We start from the raw sequence: 17,672 nt of genomic DNA on the forward strand, positions 1-17,672 counted from the left end.
CCGGTTTGGAGCAGAAAACTATCACTTAGCGTCACTGGTTGAGTGATCCAGGTAACGCATGACGGGTGTCGCGGCGATTCCGTGCAGGATGACGGAGACGACGACCACGAATCCGGTGGTCGCCCAGAGTAGATCGGCGCCGGGGAAATTTGCGTGTGTCATTGCGTACGCTAAGTAATAAAACGATCCGATGCCACGGATCCCGAACGCCGCGATCACCCAGTGTTCCGCAGTGGTCCCCGGCGCGCCCCGCAACGCGGCGAAAGCGGCCAGCGGGCGGATCATGAAGATCAGGACGAGACCGGCTGCCGCGGCCGGCCAGGTGAGCGGAGCGAGCAGCCCGCCGACCACCGCGCCACCGAGCAGCAACAGCAACAGCACTGTCAGGAGTCGCTCGGTCTGCTCCGCGAAGTCGTGCAGCACCTGGTGGTACTCGTGCGAGCGCTCGGCGGCCCGGATCGCCCGTGCCGCCACGAAGACGGCCAGGAAACCGTAGCCACCGGCGACCTCGACAAGCCCGTACGCGAGGAACGTCGCCGCCAGTGCGAGGAAGCCCTCGGAATGCCGGGCGAGGCGAAGCGCGTCGCGCTTCGCGCGGAAGAAGAGCTTGCCCAGTGCCCATCCGATCAGCGCGCCACCGGCGAGGCCGACGACGCCCTTGTAGAGCACGTCCTTCAGCACCCACTCGCCGAGCCAGCCCGCCGGGTCGACCCCGTGCATCGCGATCGCGATCGCGGCGTAGACGAACGGGAACGCCAAGCCGTCGTTGAGTCCCGCCTCGGAGGTCAGCGCGAACCGCACCTCGTCCTCCGAGTCCTCCTCGTCGGTCGGCTCGCCCACCTGCACGTCCGAGGCGAGCACCGGGTCGGTCGGCGCCATCGCCGCGCCGAGCAGCAGGGCGGACGCCGGCACCAGGCCGGCCCACCACCAGCCGAACAGGGCCACCGCGGCGATGGTGATCGGCATCGCGATGATCAGGAGGCGGCCGGTCGACGCCCACCGGCGACGGCCGAACGGGCGGTCGATCTTCAGGCCGGCGCCCATCAGCGCGACGATCACGCCGATCTCGGTGAGGTGCTCGGTCAGTTTGGCGTGTTCCAGGGGGTTGGCCTCGGGCAGGCCGATCGGCAACCCGAAGACGAGCATGCCCAGGGCCAGGAACGCGATCGGCATCGAGAGCGGGCGTTTCTCGACGAGGCGGGGGAGGATACCGGCGAGCAGGGCGCCCACCCCGATCAGGGCGAACACCACATCGGACAGTTGCATCTATCGGATCTTGGCGATCGGCGAGGTGTCCAGGTCACGCAGCAGGTCGGCCGGATCCTGGTACGTCGCTACCGCACCGGCGTCCCGCAGTTCCGCGGCACTCGTTCCGCCGCAGACCAGGCCGATGCACGGCATGCCGAGCTTGCCGGCCGCCTGGACGTCCCAGACCGAGTCGCCGACATAGACCGCGCGCTCGGGGTCTACATCCGACTGTTCCAGGGCGGCCCGCAGGATGTCCGGCGCCGGCTTGCTCTCCTCGGCGTCGGCCGACGAGGTGGCGGCCGCGATCACGTCGTCGGCGTCCAGCACGCGGCGCAGCTGCTTCAGCTCGGGTTCCCGGGCCGAGGAGGCGAGCACCACGGCGAGATCGCGGGCGGCGACCGCCCGTACCAGATCGGCCGCGCCCGGCAGCGGGCGCAACCGCTCCCACCAGGCCCCGTAAAGAACGTCGTGCGCCGTGGTCATCCGCTCGTCGTCCGAGGTGTCCCGGACCTCGCCGAGCAGGTGGTCGAGCAGCTTGTCGGAGCCCATCCCGATGCCCCGGTGGATCAGGGCCATCGGCACGTCGCGGTCGTGCTGGCGCAGCGCCTCCCACCAGGAGACGGCGTGCAGGTACGTGGTGTCGATCAAGGTGCCGTCGACGTCGAACAGAACTCCGGGCCTCATGCCCTTACGCATTACCCGGCTTGATCGCCGCGAATCAGCAACATCTCGAACCAGACCGTCGATCCGCGAACCGTCGGGTCGGTGCCCCACGAGTCGCTCAGCTCCTCGATCAGCCCGAGCCCGCGGCCCCGGCTGGCCATCGTGTCGGCGCGGGCCCGGATCACGCTGCCCCGGGTGCCGGTGTCGGCGACCGAGACGAGCAGGCGCTCCGCGTTCAGATCGATGTGCACCTGGGCCGGCGTGCCGGCGTGCAGCAGCGCGTTCGTGGTGAGCTCGCTGGTGCAGAGGATCGCCGCGCCGATCACCGCCTCCGGAACCTGCCACTCCCGCAGCCGGGTCGACATCCACTGCCGGACCCGGCTCGGCCCGGTCGGCTCGGCCGCCACCTGCATGGTCGCCGAGCGGCTCATCGCGAGCGCGTGCTCCACCGCGAGCACCGCCACGTCGTCGTCGGTGGTGCCCTCGACCGCGGCCGTGGCCAGCGAGCACATGTTGCGCGGGTCGCCGCTGGCCGAACCGGCGGCAGCCGCGACGAGAGCGTCCAGGCCGTCGTTGAGCGGACGGCCACGACGCTCCACCACGCCGTCGCTGAACATCAGGATGGTGTCGCCCGGCTCCAGCCGCAGCGAGCCGGTCTGCCAGCGGCCGCCCAGTCCGAGCGGCGCGCCCGGTGGCACCTTGACCAGCTCGGCGGTGGCGCGCTCGCCACCGTGCCCGGCGCGGCGCAGCACCGGCGGCGGGTGACCCGCGCTGGCCAGCGTGATCGTGCCGTCGGTGGGGTCGAGCACCCCGTACACCACGGTCACGAAGATCTCCTCGTTGCGCGACTCCGCGCCGAGCGAGCCGACCAGCCGGTCCAGCCCGGCCAGCACGCTGGGCGGCGCCGGGTCGGTCAGCGCCAGGGCGCGCAGCGCGGCCCGCACCTGGCCCATCACGGCGGCCGCCCGCACGTCGTGCCCGGCCACGTCGCCCAGGACCATCGCGAGCCGCCCGTCGACCAGGCGGAACGCGTCATAGAAGTCGCCGCCGGCCGCGTTGCCGTCCACGCCGACGTCGTAACGGGCCGCGATCCGGAACGTGTCCAGTTCCGGGAGGTGCTCGGGCAGCATGCTTCGTTGCAGCAACTGGGCCGTACCGTGCTGGGCCTCGAACCGCCGGGCGCGCTCCGCGGCCTGCGCGACCAGCTCGGCCGCGGCTTTCAGCAGGGCCCGCTCGGCGGGCAGCCAGTTGTGCGCGCGGGTGAAACCCACGGTGAGCGCGCCGCGCAGCGACGGCGTCCGCAGCGGCAGGGCGGCCAGCGCCCGGACCCGCCGCTCGTGCCGGTCGGTCGCCACCTCGCGCAGCGGCTCGCCGTCGGCCACGAACGTCGCGCGCCCGGACTCGGCGGCCGCGACAAGGGGCGCGCCCGGATCGCTGCCGACCCGGCGCCAGACCGGTGGCAGCCGCTCGTCGGCCTCGTCCAGCATCTCGCCGCGAATCCGGCGGACATAGCGATAGGCCAGGCCGTCGTCGACCGCCAGCACACAATGATCAAGATCAAAGGACGCCATCGCGTACGCCAGGACGACGCGCGTGACATCGTCGATGGTCAGTGCTCCGGCCAGCCGGGCGGTCAGCTCGCCGAGACTCTGCAACCGGTGGATCACCTGGGTGGTCTCGGCGGCCACGGTGAGCACCCCGGCGATCGTGCCGCGCGAGTCCCGGATCACCGAGTGGCCCTGGGTGTAGAACGCCGGTTCGGTGCCGCCCGGCTGGATCGGCACCTGGCTCTCCGGCTCGAGGACCGCGCGGCCGGTCCGGTACACCTCGGCGATCACGTCGCCCATGCCGTGCCGGCTCCACGCCTCGCCGAACGCCGCAGCGGCGGGCTTGCCGAGCGCGTCCGGATGCAGGTCGTTCAGCACGTCCGCGTAGGCGTCGTTGTAGAGCACCAGGCACTCGGAGCCATAAGTGAGCATCATCGGCACCGGCGACGCCAGCATCAGCTCGACGGACGCCCGGACCGCCGGATCCCAGTGCGTGATCGGGCCGAGGGCCGTGCCCGACCAATCGTGGGCATGCACCAGCGCCGCGCAGCCCCTGCCGGTGTGCTGTGCCCCGACCCCCTGCACGGGCAGCGTTGAGATCCCTGCCGGGCGAATCCCGCCCGAGCCGATCGCTCCCGAGCCGACCATGCAGAAAGCCTATCCCGAGTGGTCCGTTTGTACGATGCCGCACCGTCCGACCGTCCGGTTGATGACCGTACGCCTGTCAGGTTCCCTGCGAGACGGTACTACCGGGCCGCTGTGACCGCGTATTCCGGCTCTCTCCACGACTCACGACATGTCGGAAATCAGCCCGGCCGTTTCTGTCGCAGGCGCGTGGTACTCCTGAGCCCTAAGGTCGAAGAGACGCCGTCCCGGGCTCGCCGGAGGCGTCGCAGCCGAGGCGAGGGAGGTCGGATGACCGGGGACGGGCTGAGCCGTGGGCTGAGTGACATGTGGCGTTCGGTGGTGCTGTTCCTGCCGTACGCGCTGGCCTTTCTCGCCATCCTGCTGGTCGGCTATCTGCTGGCCCGGCTGGCGCGCACGGTGACCCGCAAGGCGTTGCGCCGGGTCGGGTTCGACCGGGCGGTGCAGCGCGGTCCGGCCGGCCGGCTGTTCCGCGGCGAGGCGCCCAGCCCCGCCGAGCTCTGCGCCCGGCTCGCCTTCTTCGTGGTGCTGCTGATCGCGGTGCAGGCGGCGTTCGGGCTGTGGGGACCGAACCCGGTCAGCGACCTGCTCAACAACCTGATCTCCTGGCTGCCGCAGGTCTTCGTGGCGGTCGTCATCGTGGTGGTCAGCGCGGCCGTCGCGGGCGCCGCCCACGATCTCATCGTGGCCGCGCTGGGCGACCTCGGCTACGCCCGGGTGCTCGCCAAGGCAGCCGCCGCCGTGATCGTCACGCTCGGCGTGATCGCCGGCCTCGACCAGGTCGGCATCGCCACCTCGGTCACCCGGCCACTGCTCATCACGATCCTCGCCACCGTCGCCGGCGTGATCATCGTGGGGGTCGGCGGTGGCCTGATCCGGCCCATGCAGCAGCGCTGGGAGGGCTGGCTCGACCGCGCCGCCACCGAGTCCGCGGCGATCCGGGAGCAGGCCCGGGCCTATGCGGAGGAGCGTGCCCGCCAGGCGGCGGCCGAGGAGGCGCGCAAGGCCGAGGAGGCTCGCCTGGCGGAAGAGGCGCGGCTCGCGGAGGAGGCCCGCAAGGCCGAGGAGGCCCGCCTGGCGGAAGAGGCCCGGCTCGCCGAGGAGGCCCGCAAGGCGGAAGCGGCCCGCCTGGCGGAGGAAGCGCGCAAGGCGGAGGAGGCCCGGCGCGCCGAGGAGGCTCGCCAGGCCGAGGAGCGCCGTCGTGCCGAGGAGGCGCGGAAAGCCGAGGAACGCCGGGTCGAGGAGGCGCGCAAGGCCGAGGAGCGCCGGGTCGAGCAGGAGCGGAAAGCCGAGGAGCGCCGGGCGGCGGAGGAGCGGAAAGCCGAGGAGCGGCGGGCGCGGGCCGAGGAGGCGCGCCGGGTGGAGGAGGAGCGCCGGGTTGAGGCAGCGCGCCGGGCGGAGGAGGCCCAGCGGGCGGCCGCCGAGCAGCGGGAGCGGGAGCTGCGGGCCGAGCAGGAGCGCCTCGACTGGGAGCGCCGCAGCGCCGACGAGCAATGGTCCGGCACCGGCGACGACGATGTGTCCGGCGACCGGACCCAGGTGATCGCGGTGCCGCGGGACGACCGGCCGCACATGATTCCCGGGTTCGACCGCGACGAGGAGGACCCGCCGGCGGTGATCCGGGAGACCGAGGTGATCCCGCGGAGCCGGCCCGGCAGCGGCGACACGACAGTGGTCACCCAGGGCCCGGCGGACGAGGAGTCAACGCTCATCCGGCTTCCGGACGGCGACTCCACCGTGGTGATCGACGAGAGCGACGAGGGGGAGCGGACGCAGGTGGTGCGGCCCTCCGGCCCGGAGTCGACGCAGGTGATCGGCCCCGGGGCCGACGACGAGGTGACCGAGCCCTTGGCGAAAGGGCGGCGCGACCCGGGATCCCCACCGGCGACGAAGTAATCCGCGCCCCGCCAAAAGGCGCGGGGCCGGCCTCGATGAGGCCGGCCCCTTCTACGGTCGGATGTCGGTGGACTGCTGGCCGCGGTCCGGCCGTGGAGTCAGCTGGTCAGCGCGGCGCCGGCAGCGACCGGGCCAGCATGCAGATCGCCAGCAGGCGGCGCAGCACCCAGTCGTTCTCGGACCAGTCGATCTCGCCCTCGGGGGCCTGCCAGCCGTGCTGCAGGGCGGCGTCGCGGACACCCTCGGCGTACGCGGCGAGCAGGATCGCGGTCAGCGGGCGGGCGTCGGCGTCGAGGCTGTCCCGCACACCGGCTGCGTGCTGGTCGATGACGGACATGAGACCGGGGTTCGCGGCGGTGGCGGCGAAGCCGCTCACACCGACGGCGGCGGTGAGGTCGGCGAGCGACGCGTGGGCGGAACGCTGGGCGGAGCGGGCGGCGGCGTTGCTGAACAGGCCATTCATGAGACGAAACGTTAAGGAGCCCGGGGTCGCCAACGGTTCTTCGAACGGGTGCAGCTCGGTTGAACCCGGATCTGCGGGGAAAGTGCGAAACCGGCCGACGAGAGGAGAGGGATGAGCACGCACACCGACGGGCCGGACGGGCAGCACCGCCGGCCGGCTGGGCTCGACGACACGACCGTGCAGGCGCTCGGCAAGCTGAGCGAGGCCCTGGAGACGGTCGAGCGAGTCCGCGGGCACCTGTACTCGATGCACCAGCTGACCGGCACCGCCGATTTCATGCTGGACGAGGCGGTGTCGCTCTTCATGCAGGCCGGGCAGACCGCGATGGCCGAGCGGATCCAGCGTGAGCTGATCGGCCGGAACGTCATCCCGGGGCACTGGACCTTCCAGATCGTCGAGGAGTTCGACGACGGGTACTACGCGGAGTTCCGCGCGGTGGAGCGGGACGCCCGTGATCAGTTGGCACAGGGCCGCCGCCACCTGTACGAGGCGGAGCTCAAGGAGCAGCGGCGCACACACGGGCGGACCGGTCACGAGGCCCAGCCGGATTACTCCGCGTAGTCGGCTGTCTCCGGACGGCGCCGCTGGGCGTCGTCCGCGATGATCACGGTGGCGACGAGGAGAGCCACGACGACGGCCAGGAACCAGGAGGCGTCGTCGATCAGTTTCGCGGCCAGCGGAGCCTGGAAAGCGGCGAGCAGGAAACCCACCCAGGCGAGACGGCGCTGACGTTCGGTAAGAAATCCGGCAGATCGCACCCGGACAGTCTTACTCGATCAGCCTGCTCCGCCGTCACCCGTTCGGCCGATTCTGCGTTGTCCGATGGTGCCCACCGCCTTGCGTCGCCACCGCTCAAGCATGGTCCTGCCCGGCCTGTCCGTGCTGGCCGGAGCCCTGCTGACGGCTTCCTGCACGGTCAGCCCACCGTCGCCGCCGCCGTCGCCGTCCGAGCCGAGGATCGTCGAGCCAGCGACGCTGCGGGCGGCGCCACCGGCCGTCGACCGCCCGGTCCGGGTGCTGGCCGGCCCGCTGCAGCGCCGGAAAGGCGCCTGGCTCACGGTGGGGGACGCGGCGAGCCGGGTACGCGTCCAGTTCGCCCCCCTGCCCGGCCAGCTCTACCGGATCACGACCGGACCGGACGCCGGCGTCGCCCCGGTGGTGTTCCGCCGGGGCGGCCGGGTCGTGGTCCGCCTGCGCGTCACGGACGGTGAGGGTTTGGACGAGCTGCGGATCGTCCTGAACCGGGACGTCCGCTGGGACATCCGGCTGCCGGCCGGCGCCGGGGAGCAGCAGCTGAACCTGCGGCACGGCCGGGTGCGACGTGTCGTCCTCGGCTCGTCCGGCCTGGCCGAGCTGTCGCTGCCGGATCCGGTCGGCACGGTGCCGGTGACGTTCACCGGAGGGGTGGGCTCCGCCGTGGTGACGGCCCGGACCGAGGCGCCGTTCCGGATCCGGTTCGACCAGGGGGCCGGGTCGGTGGTGACGCCGTGGACCGCTAACAACGGGACCCCGGCCGGGACGGTGCTGCGGGAGCCCGGCTACCGGCGGGCCGCCGACCGGTACGCGATCCGGGTGCGCTCGGGTCTGGGCGACATGACACTGCGCCGCCGCGACCCGAGGTGATGCCGCCGGGACTCGAGATGACGAGTCGTCGGCTCAGTGCGGGCCGGTGTGGCCGGTCGTGCTCGGCCGGTCGCTCGCCTCGCTCGGTTCCTGACCGGTGTCGTTGTCACTGGCGTCGTTCTGCCCGTCGATGTCCCACGTGGCCATCGCCTTGTTGAGCTCGCTCAGAGGCAGCTTCTCCTCGTCGCGCCACACGCCGTCCTGCTCTTGATCAGTCATGGGAGTGCGTTACCCGTACCCACAAAAGCGAAACGGCCGCCCGGAGGCGGCCGTCCCAGCTTGACTCACGTCTCAGATTCCGGGCCGATCCACCTGGCCGCGCCAGGCGCCGGTCTCGATGCCGCCACGGCTCTCGATGAACTCCTTGAACCGGTGCAGATCACCCTTGACCCGGCGGTCGACGATCCCCAGCTTGTCACCGGCGGTCTCGACGAAGCCCTGCGGGTCGAAGTCCATCTGCACGGTGACCCGGGTGTGGGTCTCGTCGATCCGGTGGAACGTCACCACGCCGGCCTGCTTCTCGCCGTCCGTGGCGTGCCAGGCCACCCGCTCGTCCGGCAGCTGCTCAGTGATCTCCGCGTCGAACTCCCGCTTCACCCCGGCGATCTCGGTCTTCCAGTGGGTGTGCGTGTCGTCGACCTGACGGATCTCGCTGACGCCCTCCATGAACCGCGGGAAGTCCTCGAACTGGGTCCACTGGTTGTAGGCGGTGCGTACCGGGACGTTGACGTCAACGAACTCGGTAACGGTGCTCACGAGTTTCTCCCTTCACTGCCTTCACTGCGTTCTGTGCACGATCCGTGATCTTCAGGGTGCCCGGGCGACGACGGCCTAAACGCTGTTTGTCCCGCGCGGCGACGGGTAGCGTTCCGCTGTGGAGACCGTGGATGCGATTGTCGTCGGCGCCGGGCACAACGGATTGGTGGCGGCAAATCTTCTTGCCGACGCGGGCTGGACGGTGCGCGTCCTCGAAGCGACACCGCACCCCGGCGGGGCGGTGCGTTCCGGGTTCGTGACGGCGCCCGGGTACCTGTCCGACCTGTTCAGCTCGTTCTACCCGCTGGGTTACGCCTCGCCGGTGATGCGGGCGCTGCGCCTGGAGGACCAGGGGCTGCGCTGGACGCATGCGCCGGACGTGCTCACCCACCTGCTGCCGGACGGCCGGGCCGCCACCATCAACCGCGACCTGGAACGCACGATGGCGTCGATGGAGCAGTTCGCGGCCGGCGACGGTGAGCGGTGGCGGCACGCCTACGACGACTGGAAATCCGTGTCCGCGCGGATGCTGGACACCCTCTTCACCCCGTTCCCGCCCATCACCTCGGGCCTCGGCCTGGTGCGGGACCTGCGCGTCAGCGGCGCGCTGCGCCTGGCGCGGCGCTTACTTCTCTCGGTACGCGAGCTCGGCTCCGAGCTGTTCCAGGGTGAGGGCGCGACCCTGGCCCTGGCCGGCTGCGCGCTGCACACCGACCTCTCTCCGGAGCAGGCCGGCAGCGGCGTCTACGGCTGGCTGCTCGCGATGCTCGGCCAGGAGTTCGGCTGGCCGGTGCCGGCCGGCGGCGCTCAGGAGATCACCAGCGCGCTGGTGAACCGGCTCACCGCCCGCGGCGGGGAGATCGTCTACCAGGCGCCGGTGGAGCGGATCCTGGTGGCGCGCGGCCGGGCGATGGGCGTGCGGACCGCCGACGGCCGGGACTGGCGGGCCCGCCGCGCGGTGATCGCCGACGTGCCGGCCCCGGCCCTCTATCTGGACCTGGTCGGCGAGCGCTGGCTGCCGCCCCGGCTCGTCGAGGACCTCGCCCACTTCCGCTGGGACGGCGCCACCCTCAAGGTCGACTGGGCGGTGCGGTCCGCGGTCCCGTGGACCAACCCGGCGGCGGCCGGCGCCGGCACCGTGCACCTCGGCGCCGACCTGGACGACCTCACCCGGTACGCCGCGGAGATCGCCACCGACGAGCTCCCGTCGAAACCGTTCCTGCTGCTCGGCCAGATGACCACGGCCGACCCGTCGCACTCGCCGGCCGGCACCGAGTCGATGTGGGCGTACACCCACCTGCCGCACCGCAAGTCCTGGTCGGCCGAGGAGATCAGCGAGCACGTGGAACGGATGGAATCGGTGATCGAGGACCACGCGCCGGGCTTCCGCGGAGCGGTCGCCGGCCGCAACGTCTTCTCCCCGGCCGACCTGGAACACGAGAACCCGTCCCTGGTCGGCGGCGCCCTCGGCGGCGGGACGTCGGCCGCGTTCCAGCAGCTGTTCCTGCGCCCGATCCCGGGACTGGGCCGCCCGGACACGCCGGTCGACCGCCTCTTCCTGGGCAGCGCCTCCGCCCACCCGGGCGGCGGCGTCCACGGCGCACCGGGCGCGAACGCGGCGAGGGCGGCGCTGGCCCGCGATCGGGCGCTGACGGGTGACCTCTACCGAGCCGTGATCACCGGAGCGAACCGCGCGATCTACGGCTGAACGTCCGCCTCCACCGCGCCGGCGTGGATGAGGGCACACCGAAGCCCGCGCTGGCGTGGAGGAGGCCTCACCGAAGCTCGCGCCGGCGTGGACGAGGCCTCACCGAAGCCCGCGCCGGCGTGGATGAGGGCACACCGAAGCCCGCGCTGGCGTGGATGAGGGCACACCGAAGCCGTGTGTGTGCCCGCGTCTCCGCTATGGAGCCTGTTGCTAAATGGGCCGACTACGCAACGCACTCGACAAAACACGGCTGAGCGAGCGGCTGGGCGGCGATCGGCTCTCGACGAGGGTTCGCAGGACCCCCGAAAACGCGCTCGACAGCTAAAAAGCAACAGGCTCTATGGCGAAGGCGTGGTCACACGGTGACGTTGTGTGTGACCTCATCCGCCCTGCATCGACGATGTTGGACGGTTCGGGGTGTCGATCAGCGTGCCGGCCGGCGCGTTCCGGGCGTCCCCGCTGGCCCTCCGCGGGCCCCCGCGGGCTGGCGCGGGCCCTCGCGGGCTGGCGCGGGCCCTCGCGGGCTGGCGGGGGCCCCGTTGGCCGGCGCGGTCAGCGGTTGCGTTCGGCGATGTCGGCCAGGCGGCGCAGGGTCTCGACGTTGCGGCGGTGCAGGATCAGGTCGTTGACCTTGTTGCGGATCCAGCGCAGCGGCCCCGCCTCGAAGTCCTCCTCGATCACCACCCGGGTCGCGGATCCGCCGTTCAGCGGTTCCAGCCGGATGCCGACGACTGCCTCGCCGAGCGGCCACAGGCCCGCGTTCAGCCGCAGCTCGCGGCCCGGCGTGCAGGCCAGGACCGTCGACGAGTCGTGCAGCGACAGCGGCCACGGGCCCGCCTTGTGATGCAGCTTGGAGCCGGGAGCCGGCCAGGACTGCTCGACGTCTCGGATGTGCACGGTGCCGACCACCCAGTCGCTGTACGTCCAGCCGTCGGCCAGCACGGCGAAGACTCGATCGGGTGGGGCCTGAACGGTACGCGCCACGATTGCCACGGCGACCGGATTACCCTGCTGGCGGCCCTTGTAACGATCGGGCCATGTTTACGTCTGGGGCTGTAGGGCAATCCGGACCGCGTACTCACGCTTGCCTTTCCGGCACTTGAAGCACGAATCTCTAGCCCGCTGGAGGAGACCACGGTGCGTATCGCGATGATCTCCGAGCACGCCAGCCCGCTGGGCGCGGGCGACCAGGACTCCCACGTCGCCGAGTTGTCCGACGCGCTGGCCGAGCTCGGCCACGATGTCCGCGTCTACACCCGGCGCGCAGATTCGGAGGTCGCCGAGGTGGTTCTCACCTCGACCGGCGTCCGTGTGGTGCACGTGGTGGCCGGTCCGGTCCGCCCGGTGCCGCCGGAGCTGTTGCTGCCGCACATGGGCGAGTTCGCCCGGGTGCTCAGCGAGCAGTGGAGCAGCGGCTGGACGCCGGATGTCGTGCACGCCCACTATTGGACCAGCGGTCTGGCCGCGGTCACCGCCGCGCGCCAGGTCGGCGTCCCGGTGGTGCAGTCGTTCCACGAGCTGGCCGGCCTGGAGGATCAGCCGAAGACCACGCAGGGTCCGTCGCGGTCCGGCTACGAGCGCGCGCTCGGCCGGGCGGTGGACCGGGTGGTGGCACAGACCCAGGACGAGGTACGGGGTCTGGTGCGCATCGGGATTCCCCGGGAACGGCTCACCATCGTCCCGTCCGGCGTGAACAGTGAGCTCTTCACTCCCGACGGCCCGGCCGTCCAGCGCGATCCGCAGCGCCCGCGGATCCTCTCGGTCGGCCGGCTGGTCGAGCGCAAGGGCTTCGGCGACGTCATCCAGGCGATGCGGTACGTGCCCGGCGCCGAGGTGGTGGTGGTCGGTGGCCCGCCCGCGGAGCAGCTGCCCGCCGACCCGGGCGCCAAGATGCTGCGCGCGCTGGCCGAGCAGTTCCACGTCGCCGACCGGTTCAAGCTGGTCGGCTCGGTCGCGCACCGGGACCTGCCGAGCTGGTACCGCTCGGCCGATCTGCTGGTGGCCGCGCCGTGGCAGGACGAGCAGTCGCTGGAGCAGACGGCACTGGAGGCGATGGCCTGTGGTGTGCCGATCGTCGGGACGGCGGTGGGCTCGCTCTCCGAGACCGTGGTGGACGGGCTGACCGGTGACCTGGTGCCGGCCCGTGACCCGCGGGCGCTCGGCGGGGCGCTGCGCCGGCTGATCAACGACAAGGTGCGGCGGTTCACCTACGCGACGGCGGCGCTGGACCGGGCCCGTCAGGCGTACTCCTGGCGCCGGGTCGCCGCCCAGGTCGGCTCGGTCTATTCCGGCCTGCGCCGGACCACGCCGGCGAGCACCGAGGAAGCGGTGGCGTAGACCGGCATCAACCGATCGGTTGACGACCGGTCTCGCTCGCCGGTCGATCCGGGCGTCCTGCCCATCGATCACGATTGGTGCATGGCAGTCATCGAGGTGAAGAACCTCAGCAAACGGTACGGGGACACCGTAGCTGTCCGGGACGTCTCGTTCACGGTGGAGTCCGGCGAGATCTTCGGCATTCTGGGCCCGAACGGGGCCGGCAAGACCACCACGGTGGAGTGCATCGCGGGGCTTCGCACGCCGGACTCGGGCACGATCGCCGTGCTCGGCCGCGATCCGCGGGACCGGGCGCTGCGTACCGAGGTCGGTGTGCAGCTGCAGGAGAGCGAACTGCAGGAGAAGCTGACGGTACGGGAGGCGCTGGAGCTCTACAGCGCCTTCTACCCGGACCCGGCCGACTGGCGCGAGCTCGCCGGCGACCTGGGCCTCGACGAGAAGCTGAACACCCACTTCGGCAAGCTCTCCGGCGGCCAGAAGCAGCGGCTCTCGATCGCCCTCGCGCTGATCGGGAACCCGAGGATCGCGATCCTGGACGAGCTGACCACCGGCCTCGACCCGAAGGCGCGCCGGGACACCTGGGAGCTGATCGCGGGCGTCCGGGACCGTGGGGTCACGCTGCTGCTGGTCACCCACTTCATGGAGGAGGCCGAGCGCCTCTGCGACCGGATCGCGGTGATCGACCACGGTGAGGTGGTGGCGCTGAACACCCCGGCCGGCCTGGTCGAGCAGACCGCCACCCAGGATCAGACGATCCGGTTCCGGCCGTCCGCCCCGATCGCGGACGTGCTGCTCACCGGCCTTCCCGAGGTGAGCCGGGTCAGCCGGCAGGGTGACCGGATCGAGGTCACCGGTACCGGCAATCTGCTGCACGCGGTCACCTCGGTGCTCGCCGTCAACGGCATCGTCGCGGTCGAGCTGCGCCTGGAACAGGCCACTCTGGACGACGCCTTCGTACGCCTGACCGGCCGCGCCACCGAGGAGCACTCGTCATGAACGTCTTCGTCAAGCTGGTCGCCACCGAGTTCCGTACCGCGTTCCGGGAGCCGGTCTACCTGTTCTTCGCGGCGCTGTTCCCGGTGGTGCTCATCGCGATCCTCGGCGCGGTGCCGTCGTTCCGGGAGCCGTCGGCCGAGCTTGGCGGCCTCCGGGTGGTCGACGTGTACGCCGGCATCGTGATCGCGCTGAGCGTCGCCATGATCGGCCTGCAGGGCATGCCGACGGTGCTCGCCAACTACCGGGAGAAGGGCATCCTGCGCCGGCTCGCCACCACCCCGGTCCGGCCGGTCGCGCTGCTCGGCGCCCAGCTGGTGTTCTCGGCCGTCACCGTGGTGTTCTCCTCGGTCCTGGTGTTCGCGGTGGCCGGGATCGCGTACGGCGTGCCGCTGCCCGAGTCCCCGATCGCGTTCCTGCTCGCGGTGATCCTGGCCGTCTCCGGCGTCTTCGCGGTCGGGCTGCTGATCGCGGCGCTGGCGCCGAGCGGCAAGGCGGCGAACGCGATCGGCCTGATCCTGTTCTTCCCGCTGATGTTCCTGGCCGGCCTGTACGCGCCCCGCGAGGTGATGCCGCAGATCATCCAGAACATCGCCGACTACACGCCGCTCGCGGCCGGCGAACGCCTCATGCACGAGGCGATGACGGGACACTGGCCCAACCTCCTCTCGGTTACCGTGCTCCTGGGATACCTGCTCGTCTTCGGTGCGGCGGCGGCGAGGCTCTTCCGTTGGGAGTGATGAGATGCTGGCGGCGGAGGTGCAGGAAGGCTCGAGCATGACGCGGGGCGCGTGGCTGACCTGGCTGCCCTACGCGACGCTCGCCGTCTCGGTCCTGCTCGTCCTCGCCGCCGGCGACGCCCTGGTGGAGCCGCCGGACCTCCGCCTGATCCTGCTGGTCGTGGCCGGCACGGCGGCCTGGATCGCGTTCTGGGTGACGTCGCACCCACTGTGGAACGATCGCCGCGTACTCATGCTGATCTTCCTTCTCGGGATGCTCGGCTGGTACGCGGTGCTGGTCTGGATGAGCCCGCTGTTCGGCTTCTTCACCTGGACCGGATACCTCTTCATCGGATACGCGCTCAACGGCCTGTGGCGGTTGCCCGCAGTGCTCCCGGTGGCGGCCATCGCGGCGCTGTCCCAGGTCGGCGGGGTGCCCACGCTCTCCGCCGAGGGCGGGTACATCTTCTGGGGATTCGCCGTCCTGATCAACGCGCTGATCGCCGGCGTGATGTTCTACGTGGAGATCCAGACCGAGAAGAACTCGACCCGGCGCGCTCAGATGATCGAGGAGCTGGCCGAGGCGAACCAGAAGCTGGAGGCGGCGCTCAGGGAGAACGCGGGCCTGCACGCCCAGCTGCTGGTCCAGGCCCGCGAGGCCGGGATGCTGGACGAGCGGCAGCGGATGGCCGGGGAGATCCACGACGTGCTGGCGCAGGGCCTCACCGGCATCGTCACCCAGCTGGAGGCGGCCGAGGCGGACCCGGCGGGCCGGCCGCACCACCTGACGTCGGCGAAACGGCTGGCCCGGGAGAGCCTCGCCGAGGCCCGCCGCTCGGTGCAGGCGCTGCGCCCGCAACAGCTGGACGGCGCGGCCCTCCCGGACGCGCTCGACGACGTCGTGCGCAGCTGGTCGGAGCGGACCGGCGTGCGAGCGGAACTGATCACCACCGGGCCGCCGCGCCGGCTGCTCCCGGAGATCGAGGCGACGCTGCTGCGGACCGCTCAGGAGGGCCTCGCGAACGTGGCCCGGCACGCCGCCGCCGGCCGGGTCGGCCTGACCCTCTCCTACATGGAGGACGTGGTGACCCTGGACGTCCGCGACGACGGCGCCGGCTTCGACCCGGCCCAGCCGTGCGTCCCGCACGCGGAGGGCGGGTTCGGCCTGCGCGCCATGCGGGAACGGCTGGCCCGGATCGCCGGCAGCCTGGAGGTCGAGTCCGAGCCGGGCGGCGGGACCGCGCTCTCCGCCTGCGTGCCGGCGATCGCGGTCGGAGCCGGCGCGTGATCGGGCTGCTGATCGTCGACGACCACCCGGTGGTGCGGGACGGGCTGCGCGGCATGTTCGCGGCCGACGACCGGTTCACGGTGCTGGGCGAGGCCGGGAACGGGCGGGAGGCGCTCGCGGTGGCCCGTGCGGTGAGCCCGGACGTGGTCCTGCTCGACCTGCGGATGCCGGTGATGGACGGGGTGACCACGATCCGCGAGCTGAAGGCGTCCGGCTCGGCGGCCCGGGTGCTGGTGCTCACCACGTACGACACGGACAGCGACGTGCTTCCGGCGATCAAGGCGGGCGCGACCGGCTACCTGCTCAAGGACACGCCGCGGGAGGAACTGTTCCGGGCCGTCCTCTCCGCGCACCGGGGCGAGTCGGTGCTCTCCCCGGCGGTCGCCGGCCGCCTCATGGGCGAGCTGCGGTCCCCGGCTAAGGAGCCGCTGAGCCAGCGCGAGCTGGAGGTGCTGACACTCATCGCGCAGGGCTGCACGAACCGGGAGACGGCCGGGCGGCTCTTCATCAGCGAGGCCACCGTGAAGACGCATCTGCTGCACGCGTACGCGAAGCTGGGTGTCCGCGACCGCGCCTCGGCCGTCGCGACCGCGTTCGAGCGCGGTCTGCTGGGCCGTGAATAGATCTGCCGCGAATATCTGATGCAACCTCGCCGCCGCGAGCGGGGTGTTACAGGGCATGGGGCAGACAGCGGACTTCGACGCGTTCTACGCGAGCACCGCACGCCGGGTGATGCTGCAGGTCTACGCCGTCTGCGGTGACCTCGGCGACGCGCAGGACCTCACCCAGGAGGCGTACGCGCGGGCCTGGCAGCGCTGGCCGGAGGTCTCCGGCTACGACAGTCCGGAGCACTGGGTCCGCCGGGTGGCCTGGAACCTGGCCGCGAACCGCTGGCGTGGCCTGCGCCGATGGCTCGCCGCGCAGACCCGGTTCGGGCCGCCGCCGGAGACGACCGCCGGTCCGACCCCGGAACGGGTCGCGCTGCTCGCCGCGCTGCGCCGGATTCCCGAGGCGCAGCGGCAGACCGTCGCCATGCACTACCTGATGGACATGTCGGTCGAGGAGATCGCGTCGAGCGACGGTGTCCCGGCGGGCACCGTGAAGGCCCGGCTGTCCCGCGCCCGCGCCGCCCTGGCCCCGTTGCTGACCGATGTGGAGGTGTCCGATGTCGCGTGACCTTCGTACCGCGCTCGCCGAGCTGGAGGACGACGTCCGGCTGGTGCGGCTCGCGCCGGCCGCCGAGATCCGTGGCCGCGGGCGCGGGCGCCTGCTGCGACGCCGGGCCGCGGTGGCCGGCGGGTTCGCGGTGCTGCTGGTCGCGGCGATCGCCACGGCCGGGACTCTGCTGCCGGGCGAGCGGGAGACGCTGCCGGCGTCGCCGGGATGTGCGGCCCCGGTCGACCTGACCCTGCCGGACAGCAGCGCCGGCGTGGCGGTGCGGGTGCTCTCCGGCGCGGCGGACGCGAGCCGGGCCGAGCAGGCGATCAAGGACATCCGGGTACGGATCCCGGACGCGCGCGCCGACACGACGGCCCGCGAGGAGTTGCCGTCCGGGACCGTAGCGGTGATCCGGTACGGCCCCCGGGCGGTCGGCGAGGCCGCGTTCCTCGACGCGATGCTGCTCGGCCAGGCCGAGGTGATCTTCGTGCCGTCCCGGGCCGACGCGAGGCTCGATCTCGTGGTCGGCCCGGCCTACCAGCAGCTGGCCACGCCTACCGAGCTCAACCGGGCTCTCGTCGAGATCACGCCGCAGGACCTGCCGCACGAGTGTTAGATCTCCCGGGTG

At 71.9% G+C, this 17,672-nt stretch carries 19 protein-coding genes; 11 read left to right on the forward strand and 8 right to left on the reverse strand.

Features of this window, described 5'->3' with window-relative positions; translation table 11 throughout:
* Positions 1 to 21: 21 nt before the first annotated feature.
* From AB0F72_RS06830 to AB0F72_RS06840, 3 genes are read right to left on the reverse strand one after another with little or no spacing between them, the layout of a single operon-like run.
* On the reverse strand, positions 22 to 1,266 hold the full coding sequence (locus AB0F72_RS06830) for a cation:proton antiporter (RefSeq protein ID WP_360426372.1): 1,245 nt from the start codon (positions 1,264 to 1,266) through the stop codon (positions 22 to 24).
* Positions 1,267 to 1,932 carry an HAD family hydrolase gene (locus tag AB0F72_RS06835; protein WP_360426375.1) on the reverse strand — a complete coding sequence of 222 codons (666 nt, stop codon included), beginning with the start codon at positions 1,930 to 1,932 and terminating at the stop codon, positions 1,267 to 1,269.
* A gap of 11 nt (positions 1,933 to 1,943) precedes the next feature.
* Positions 1,944 to 4,106 carry a SpoIIE family protein phosphatase gene (locus AB0F72_RS06840; protein WP_360426378.1) on the reverse strand — a complete coding sequence of 721 codons (2,163 nt, stop codon included), beginning with the start codon at positions 4,104 to 4,106 and terminating at the stop codon, positions 1,944 to 1,946.
* A 267-nt stretch (positions 4,107 to 4,373) separates the two neighbouring features.
* Between AB0F72_RS06840 and AB0F72_RS06845 the strand changes: the two genes are divergently transcribed.
* Complete coding sequence (locus AB0F72_RS06845; protein ID WP_360426381.1) at positions 4,374 to 5,999, forward strand: hypothetical protein; 1,626 nt, start codon at positions 4,374 to 4,376, stop codon at positions 5,997 to 5,999.
* Between the two features lie 106 nt (positions 6,000 to 6,105).
* Here the strand turns inward: AB0F72_RS06845 and AB0F72_RS06850 are convergent, their stop codons facing one another.
* Positions 6,106 to 6,462 carry a DUF6401 family natural product biosynthesis protein gene (locus tag AB0F72_RS06850; RefSeq protein WP_360426384.1) on the reverse strand — a complete coding sequence of 119 codons (357 nt, stop codon included), beginning with the start codon at positions 6,460 to 6,462 and terminating at the stop codon, positions 6,106 to 6,108.
* Between the two features lie 111 nt (positions 6,463 to 6,573).
* On the opposite strand from AB0F72_RS06850, the gene AB0F72_RS06855 reads away from it, so the two are divergent.
* Positions 6,574 to 7,023 (forward strand): hypothetical protein, encoded by a 450-nt coding sequence (locus AB0F72_RS06855; protein WP_360426386.1) that lies wholly within the window; start codon positions 6,574 to 6,576, stop codon positions 7,021 to 7,023.
* Here the strand turns inward: AB0F72_RS06855 and AB0F72_RS06860 are convergent.
* Positions 7,011 to 7,220 carry a hypothetical protein gene (locus tag AB0F72_RS06860; RefSeq protein ID WP_041830174.1) on the reverse strand — a complete coding sequence of 70 codons (210 nt, stop codon included), beginning with the start codon at positions 7,218 to 7,220 and terminating at the stop codon, positions 7,011 to 7,013. The two genes, AB0F72_RS06855 and AB0F72_RS06860, sit on opposite strands and share 13 nt — an antisense overlap.
* A 100-nt stretch (positions 7,221 to 7,320) precedes the next feature.
* Between AB0F72_RS06860 and AB0F72_RS06865 the strand changes: the two genes are divergently transcribed.
* Positions 7,321 to 8,085 (forward strand): hypothetical protein, encoded by a 765-nt coding sequence (locus AB0F72_RS06865; protein WP_360426390.1) that lies wholly within the window; start codon positions 7,321 to 7,323, stop codon positions 8,083 to 8,085.
* 33 nt (positions 8,086 to 8,118) lie between these two features.
* On the opposite strand, the gene AB0F72_RS06870 is transcribed toward AB0F72_RS06865, so the two are convergent.
* Complete coding sequence (locus tag AB0F72_RS06870) at positions 8,119 to 8,304, reverse strand: hypothetical protein (RefSeq protein ID WP_360426393.1); 186 nt, start codon at positions 8,302 to 8,304, stop codon at positions 8,119 to 8,121.
* 72 nt (positions 8,305 to 8,376) lie between these two features.
* On the reverse strand, positions 8,377 to 8,841 hold the full coding sequence (locus tag AB0F72_RS06875; RefSeq protein WP_014446455.1) for an SRPBCC family protein: 465 nt from the start codon (positions 8,839 to 8,841) through the stop codon (positions 8,377 to 8,379).
* A gap of 118 nt (positions 8,842 to 8,959) precedes the next feature.
* On the opposite strand from AB0F72_RS06875, the gene AB0F72_RS06880 reads away from it, so the two are divergent.
* Positions 8,960 to 10,549, forward strand: coding sequence for an NAD(P)/FAD-dependent oxidoreductase (locus AB0F72_RS06880; protein ID WP_360426396.1), 1,590 nt, complete (start codon positions 8,960 to 8,962; stop codon positions 10,547 to 10,549).
* Between the two features lie 552 nt (positions 10,550 to 11,101).
* Here AB0F72_RS06880 and AB0F72_RS06885 read toward each other — a convergent pair.
* Entirely contained in the window at positions 11,102 to 11,533 is a 432-nt protein-coding gene (locus tag AB0F72_RS06885) for an SRPBCC family protein (RefSeq protein ID WP_360426399.1), read from the reverse strand.
* Positions 11,534 to 11,686: 153 nt separating this feature from the next.
* On the opposite strand from AB0F72_RS06885, the gene AB0F72_RS06890 reads away from it, so the two are divergent.
* The 7 genes from AB0F72_RS06890 to AB0F72_RS06920 all read left to right on the forward strand — a co-directional run bounded on the left by AB0F72_RS06890 (position 11,687) and on the right by AB0F72_RS06920 (position 17,660).
* Positions 11,687 to 12,886, forward strand: a complete 1,200-nt coding sequence (locus AB0F72_RS06890; protein WP_360426402.1) for a glycosyltransferase — start codon at positions 11,687 to 11,689, stop codon at positions 12,884 to 12,886.
* A gap of 81 nt (positions 12,887 to 12,967) precedes the next feature.
* On the forward strand, positions 12,968 to 13,882 hold the full coding sequence (locus AB0F72_RS06895; protein ID WP_360426405.1) for an ABC transporter ATP-binding protein: 915 nt from the start codon (positions 12,968 to 12,970) through the stop codon (positions 13,880 to 13,882).
* The gene (locus AB0F72_RS06900; RefSeq protein WP_360426408.1) at positions 13,879 to 14,619 is read left to right on the forward strand and encodes an ABC transporter permease; all 741 of its coding nucleotides are present in this window, start codon (positions 13,879 to 13,881) and stop codon (positions 14,617 to 14,619) included. The genes AB0F72_RS06895 and AB0F72_RS06900 overlap by 4 nt, the downstream gene beginning before the upstream one ends.
* 37 nt (positions 14,620 to 14,656) lie before the next feature.
* A complete protein-coding gene (locus AB0F72_RS06905) occupies positions 14,657 to 15,886 on the forward strand; it encodes a sensor histidine kinase (RefSeq protein WP_360426411.1) in 1,230 nt (409 codons plus the stop codon).
* A complete protein-coding gene (locus AB0F72_RS06910) occupies positions 15,883 to 16,509 on the forward strand; it encodes a response regulator transcription factor (protein WP_360426414.1) in 627 nt (208 codons plus the stop codon). The genes AB0F72_RS06905 and AB0F72_RS06910 overlap by 4 nt, the downstream gene beginning before the upstream one ends.
* A 55-nt stretch (positions 16,510 to 16,564) precedes the next feature.
* On the forward strand, positions 16,565 to 17,062 hold the full coding sequence (locus tag AB0F72_RS06915; RefSeq protein ID WP_360426417.1) for a SigE family RNA polymerase sigma factor: 498 nt from the start codon (positions 16,565 to 16,567) through the stop codon (positions 17,060 to 17,062).
* Positions 17,052 to 17,660: a hypothetical protein gene (locus AB0F72_RS06920; protein ID WP_360426419.1), complete on the forward strand. Its 609-nt coding sequence runs from the start codon at positions 17,052 to 17,054 to the stop codon at positions 17,658 to 17,660. The genes AB0F72_RS06915 and AB0F72_RS06920 overlap by 11 nt, the downstream gene beginning before the upstream one ends.
* The last annotated feature ends 12 nt before the right edge of the window (positions 17,661 to 17,672 follow it).

It is taken from the genome of Actinoplanes sp. NPDC023936 (genome assembly GCF_040639325.1).
Classification (GTDB): Bacteria; Actinomycetota; Actinomycetes; order Mycobacteriales; family Micromonosporaceae; genus Actinoplanes.

What these genes read in the sequence shown, in the direction of transcription:
- AB0F72_RS06835 (WP_360426375.1), bottom strand. Translation starts at nt 1,932, where the DNA reads ATGAGGCCCGGAGTTCTGTTCGACGTCGACGGCACCTTGATCGACACC.
- AB0F72_RS06915 (WP_360426417.1), top strand. Translation starts at nt 16,565, where the DNA reads ATGGGGCAGACAGCGGACTTCGACGCGTTCTACGCGAGCACCGCACGC.
- AB0F72_RS06865 (WP_360426390.1), top strand. Translation starts at nt 7,321, where the DNA reads ATGGTCCTGCCCGGCCTGTCCGTGCTGGCCGGAGCCCTGCTGACGGCT.
- AB0F72_RS06850 (WP_360426384.1), bottom strand. Translation starts at nt 6,462, where the DNA reads ATGAATGGCCTGTTCAGCAACGCCGCCGCCCGCTCCGCCCAGCGTTCC.
- AB0F72_RS06840 (WP_360426378.1), bottom strand. Translation starts at nt 4,106, where the DNA reads ATGGTCGGCTCGGGAGCGATCGGCTCGGGCGGGATTCGCCCGGCAGGG.
- AB0F72_RS06905 (WP_360426411.1), top strand. Translation starts at nt 14,657, where the DNA reads ATGACGCGGGGCGCGTGGCTGACCTGGCTGCCCTACGCGACGCTCGCC.
- AB0F72_RS06870 (WP_360426393.1), bottom strand. Translation starts at nt 8,304, where the DNA reads ATGACTGATCAAGAGCAGGACGGCGTGTGGCGCGACGAGGAGAAGCTG.
- AB0F72_RS06845 (WP_360426381.1), top strand. Translation starts at nt 4,374, where the DNA reads ATGACCGGGGACGGGCTGAGCCGTGGGCTGAGTGACATGTGGCGTTCG.
- AB0F72_RS06830 (WP_360426372.1), bottom strand. Translation starts at nt 1,266, where the DNA reads ATGCAACTGTCCGATGTGGTGTTCGCCCTGATCGGGGTGGGCGCCCTG.
- AB0F72_RS06895 (WP_360426405.1), top strand. Translation starts at nt 12,968, where the DNA reads ATGGCAGTCATCGAGGTGAAGAACCTCAGCAAACGGTACGGGGACACC.
- AB0F72_RS06855 (WP_360426386.1), top strand. Translation starts at nt 6,574, where the DNA reads ATGAGCACGCACACCGACGGGCCGGACGGGCAGCACCGCCGGCCGGCT.
- AB0F72_RS06920 (WP_360426419.1), top strand. Translation starts at nt 17,052, where the DNA reads ATGTCGCGTGACCTTCGTACCGCGCTCGCCGAGCTGGAGGACGACGTC.
- AB0F72_RS06900 (WP_360426408.1), top strand. Translation starts at nt 13,879, where the DNA reads ATGAACGTCTTCGTCAAGCTGGTCGCCACCGAGTTCCGTACCGCGTTC.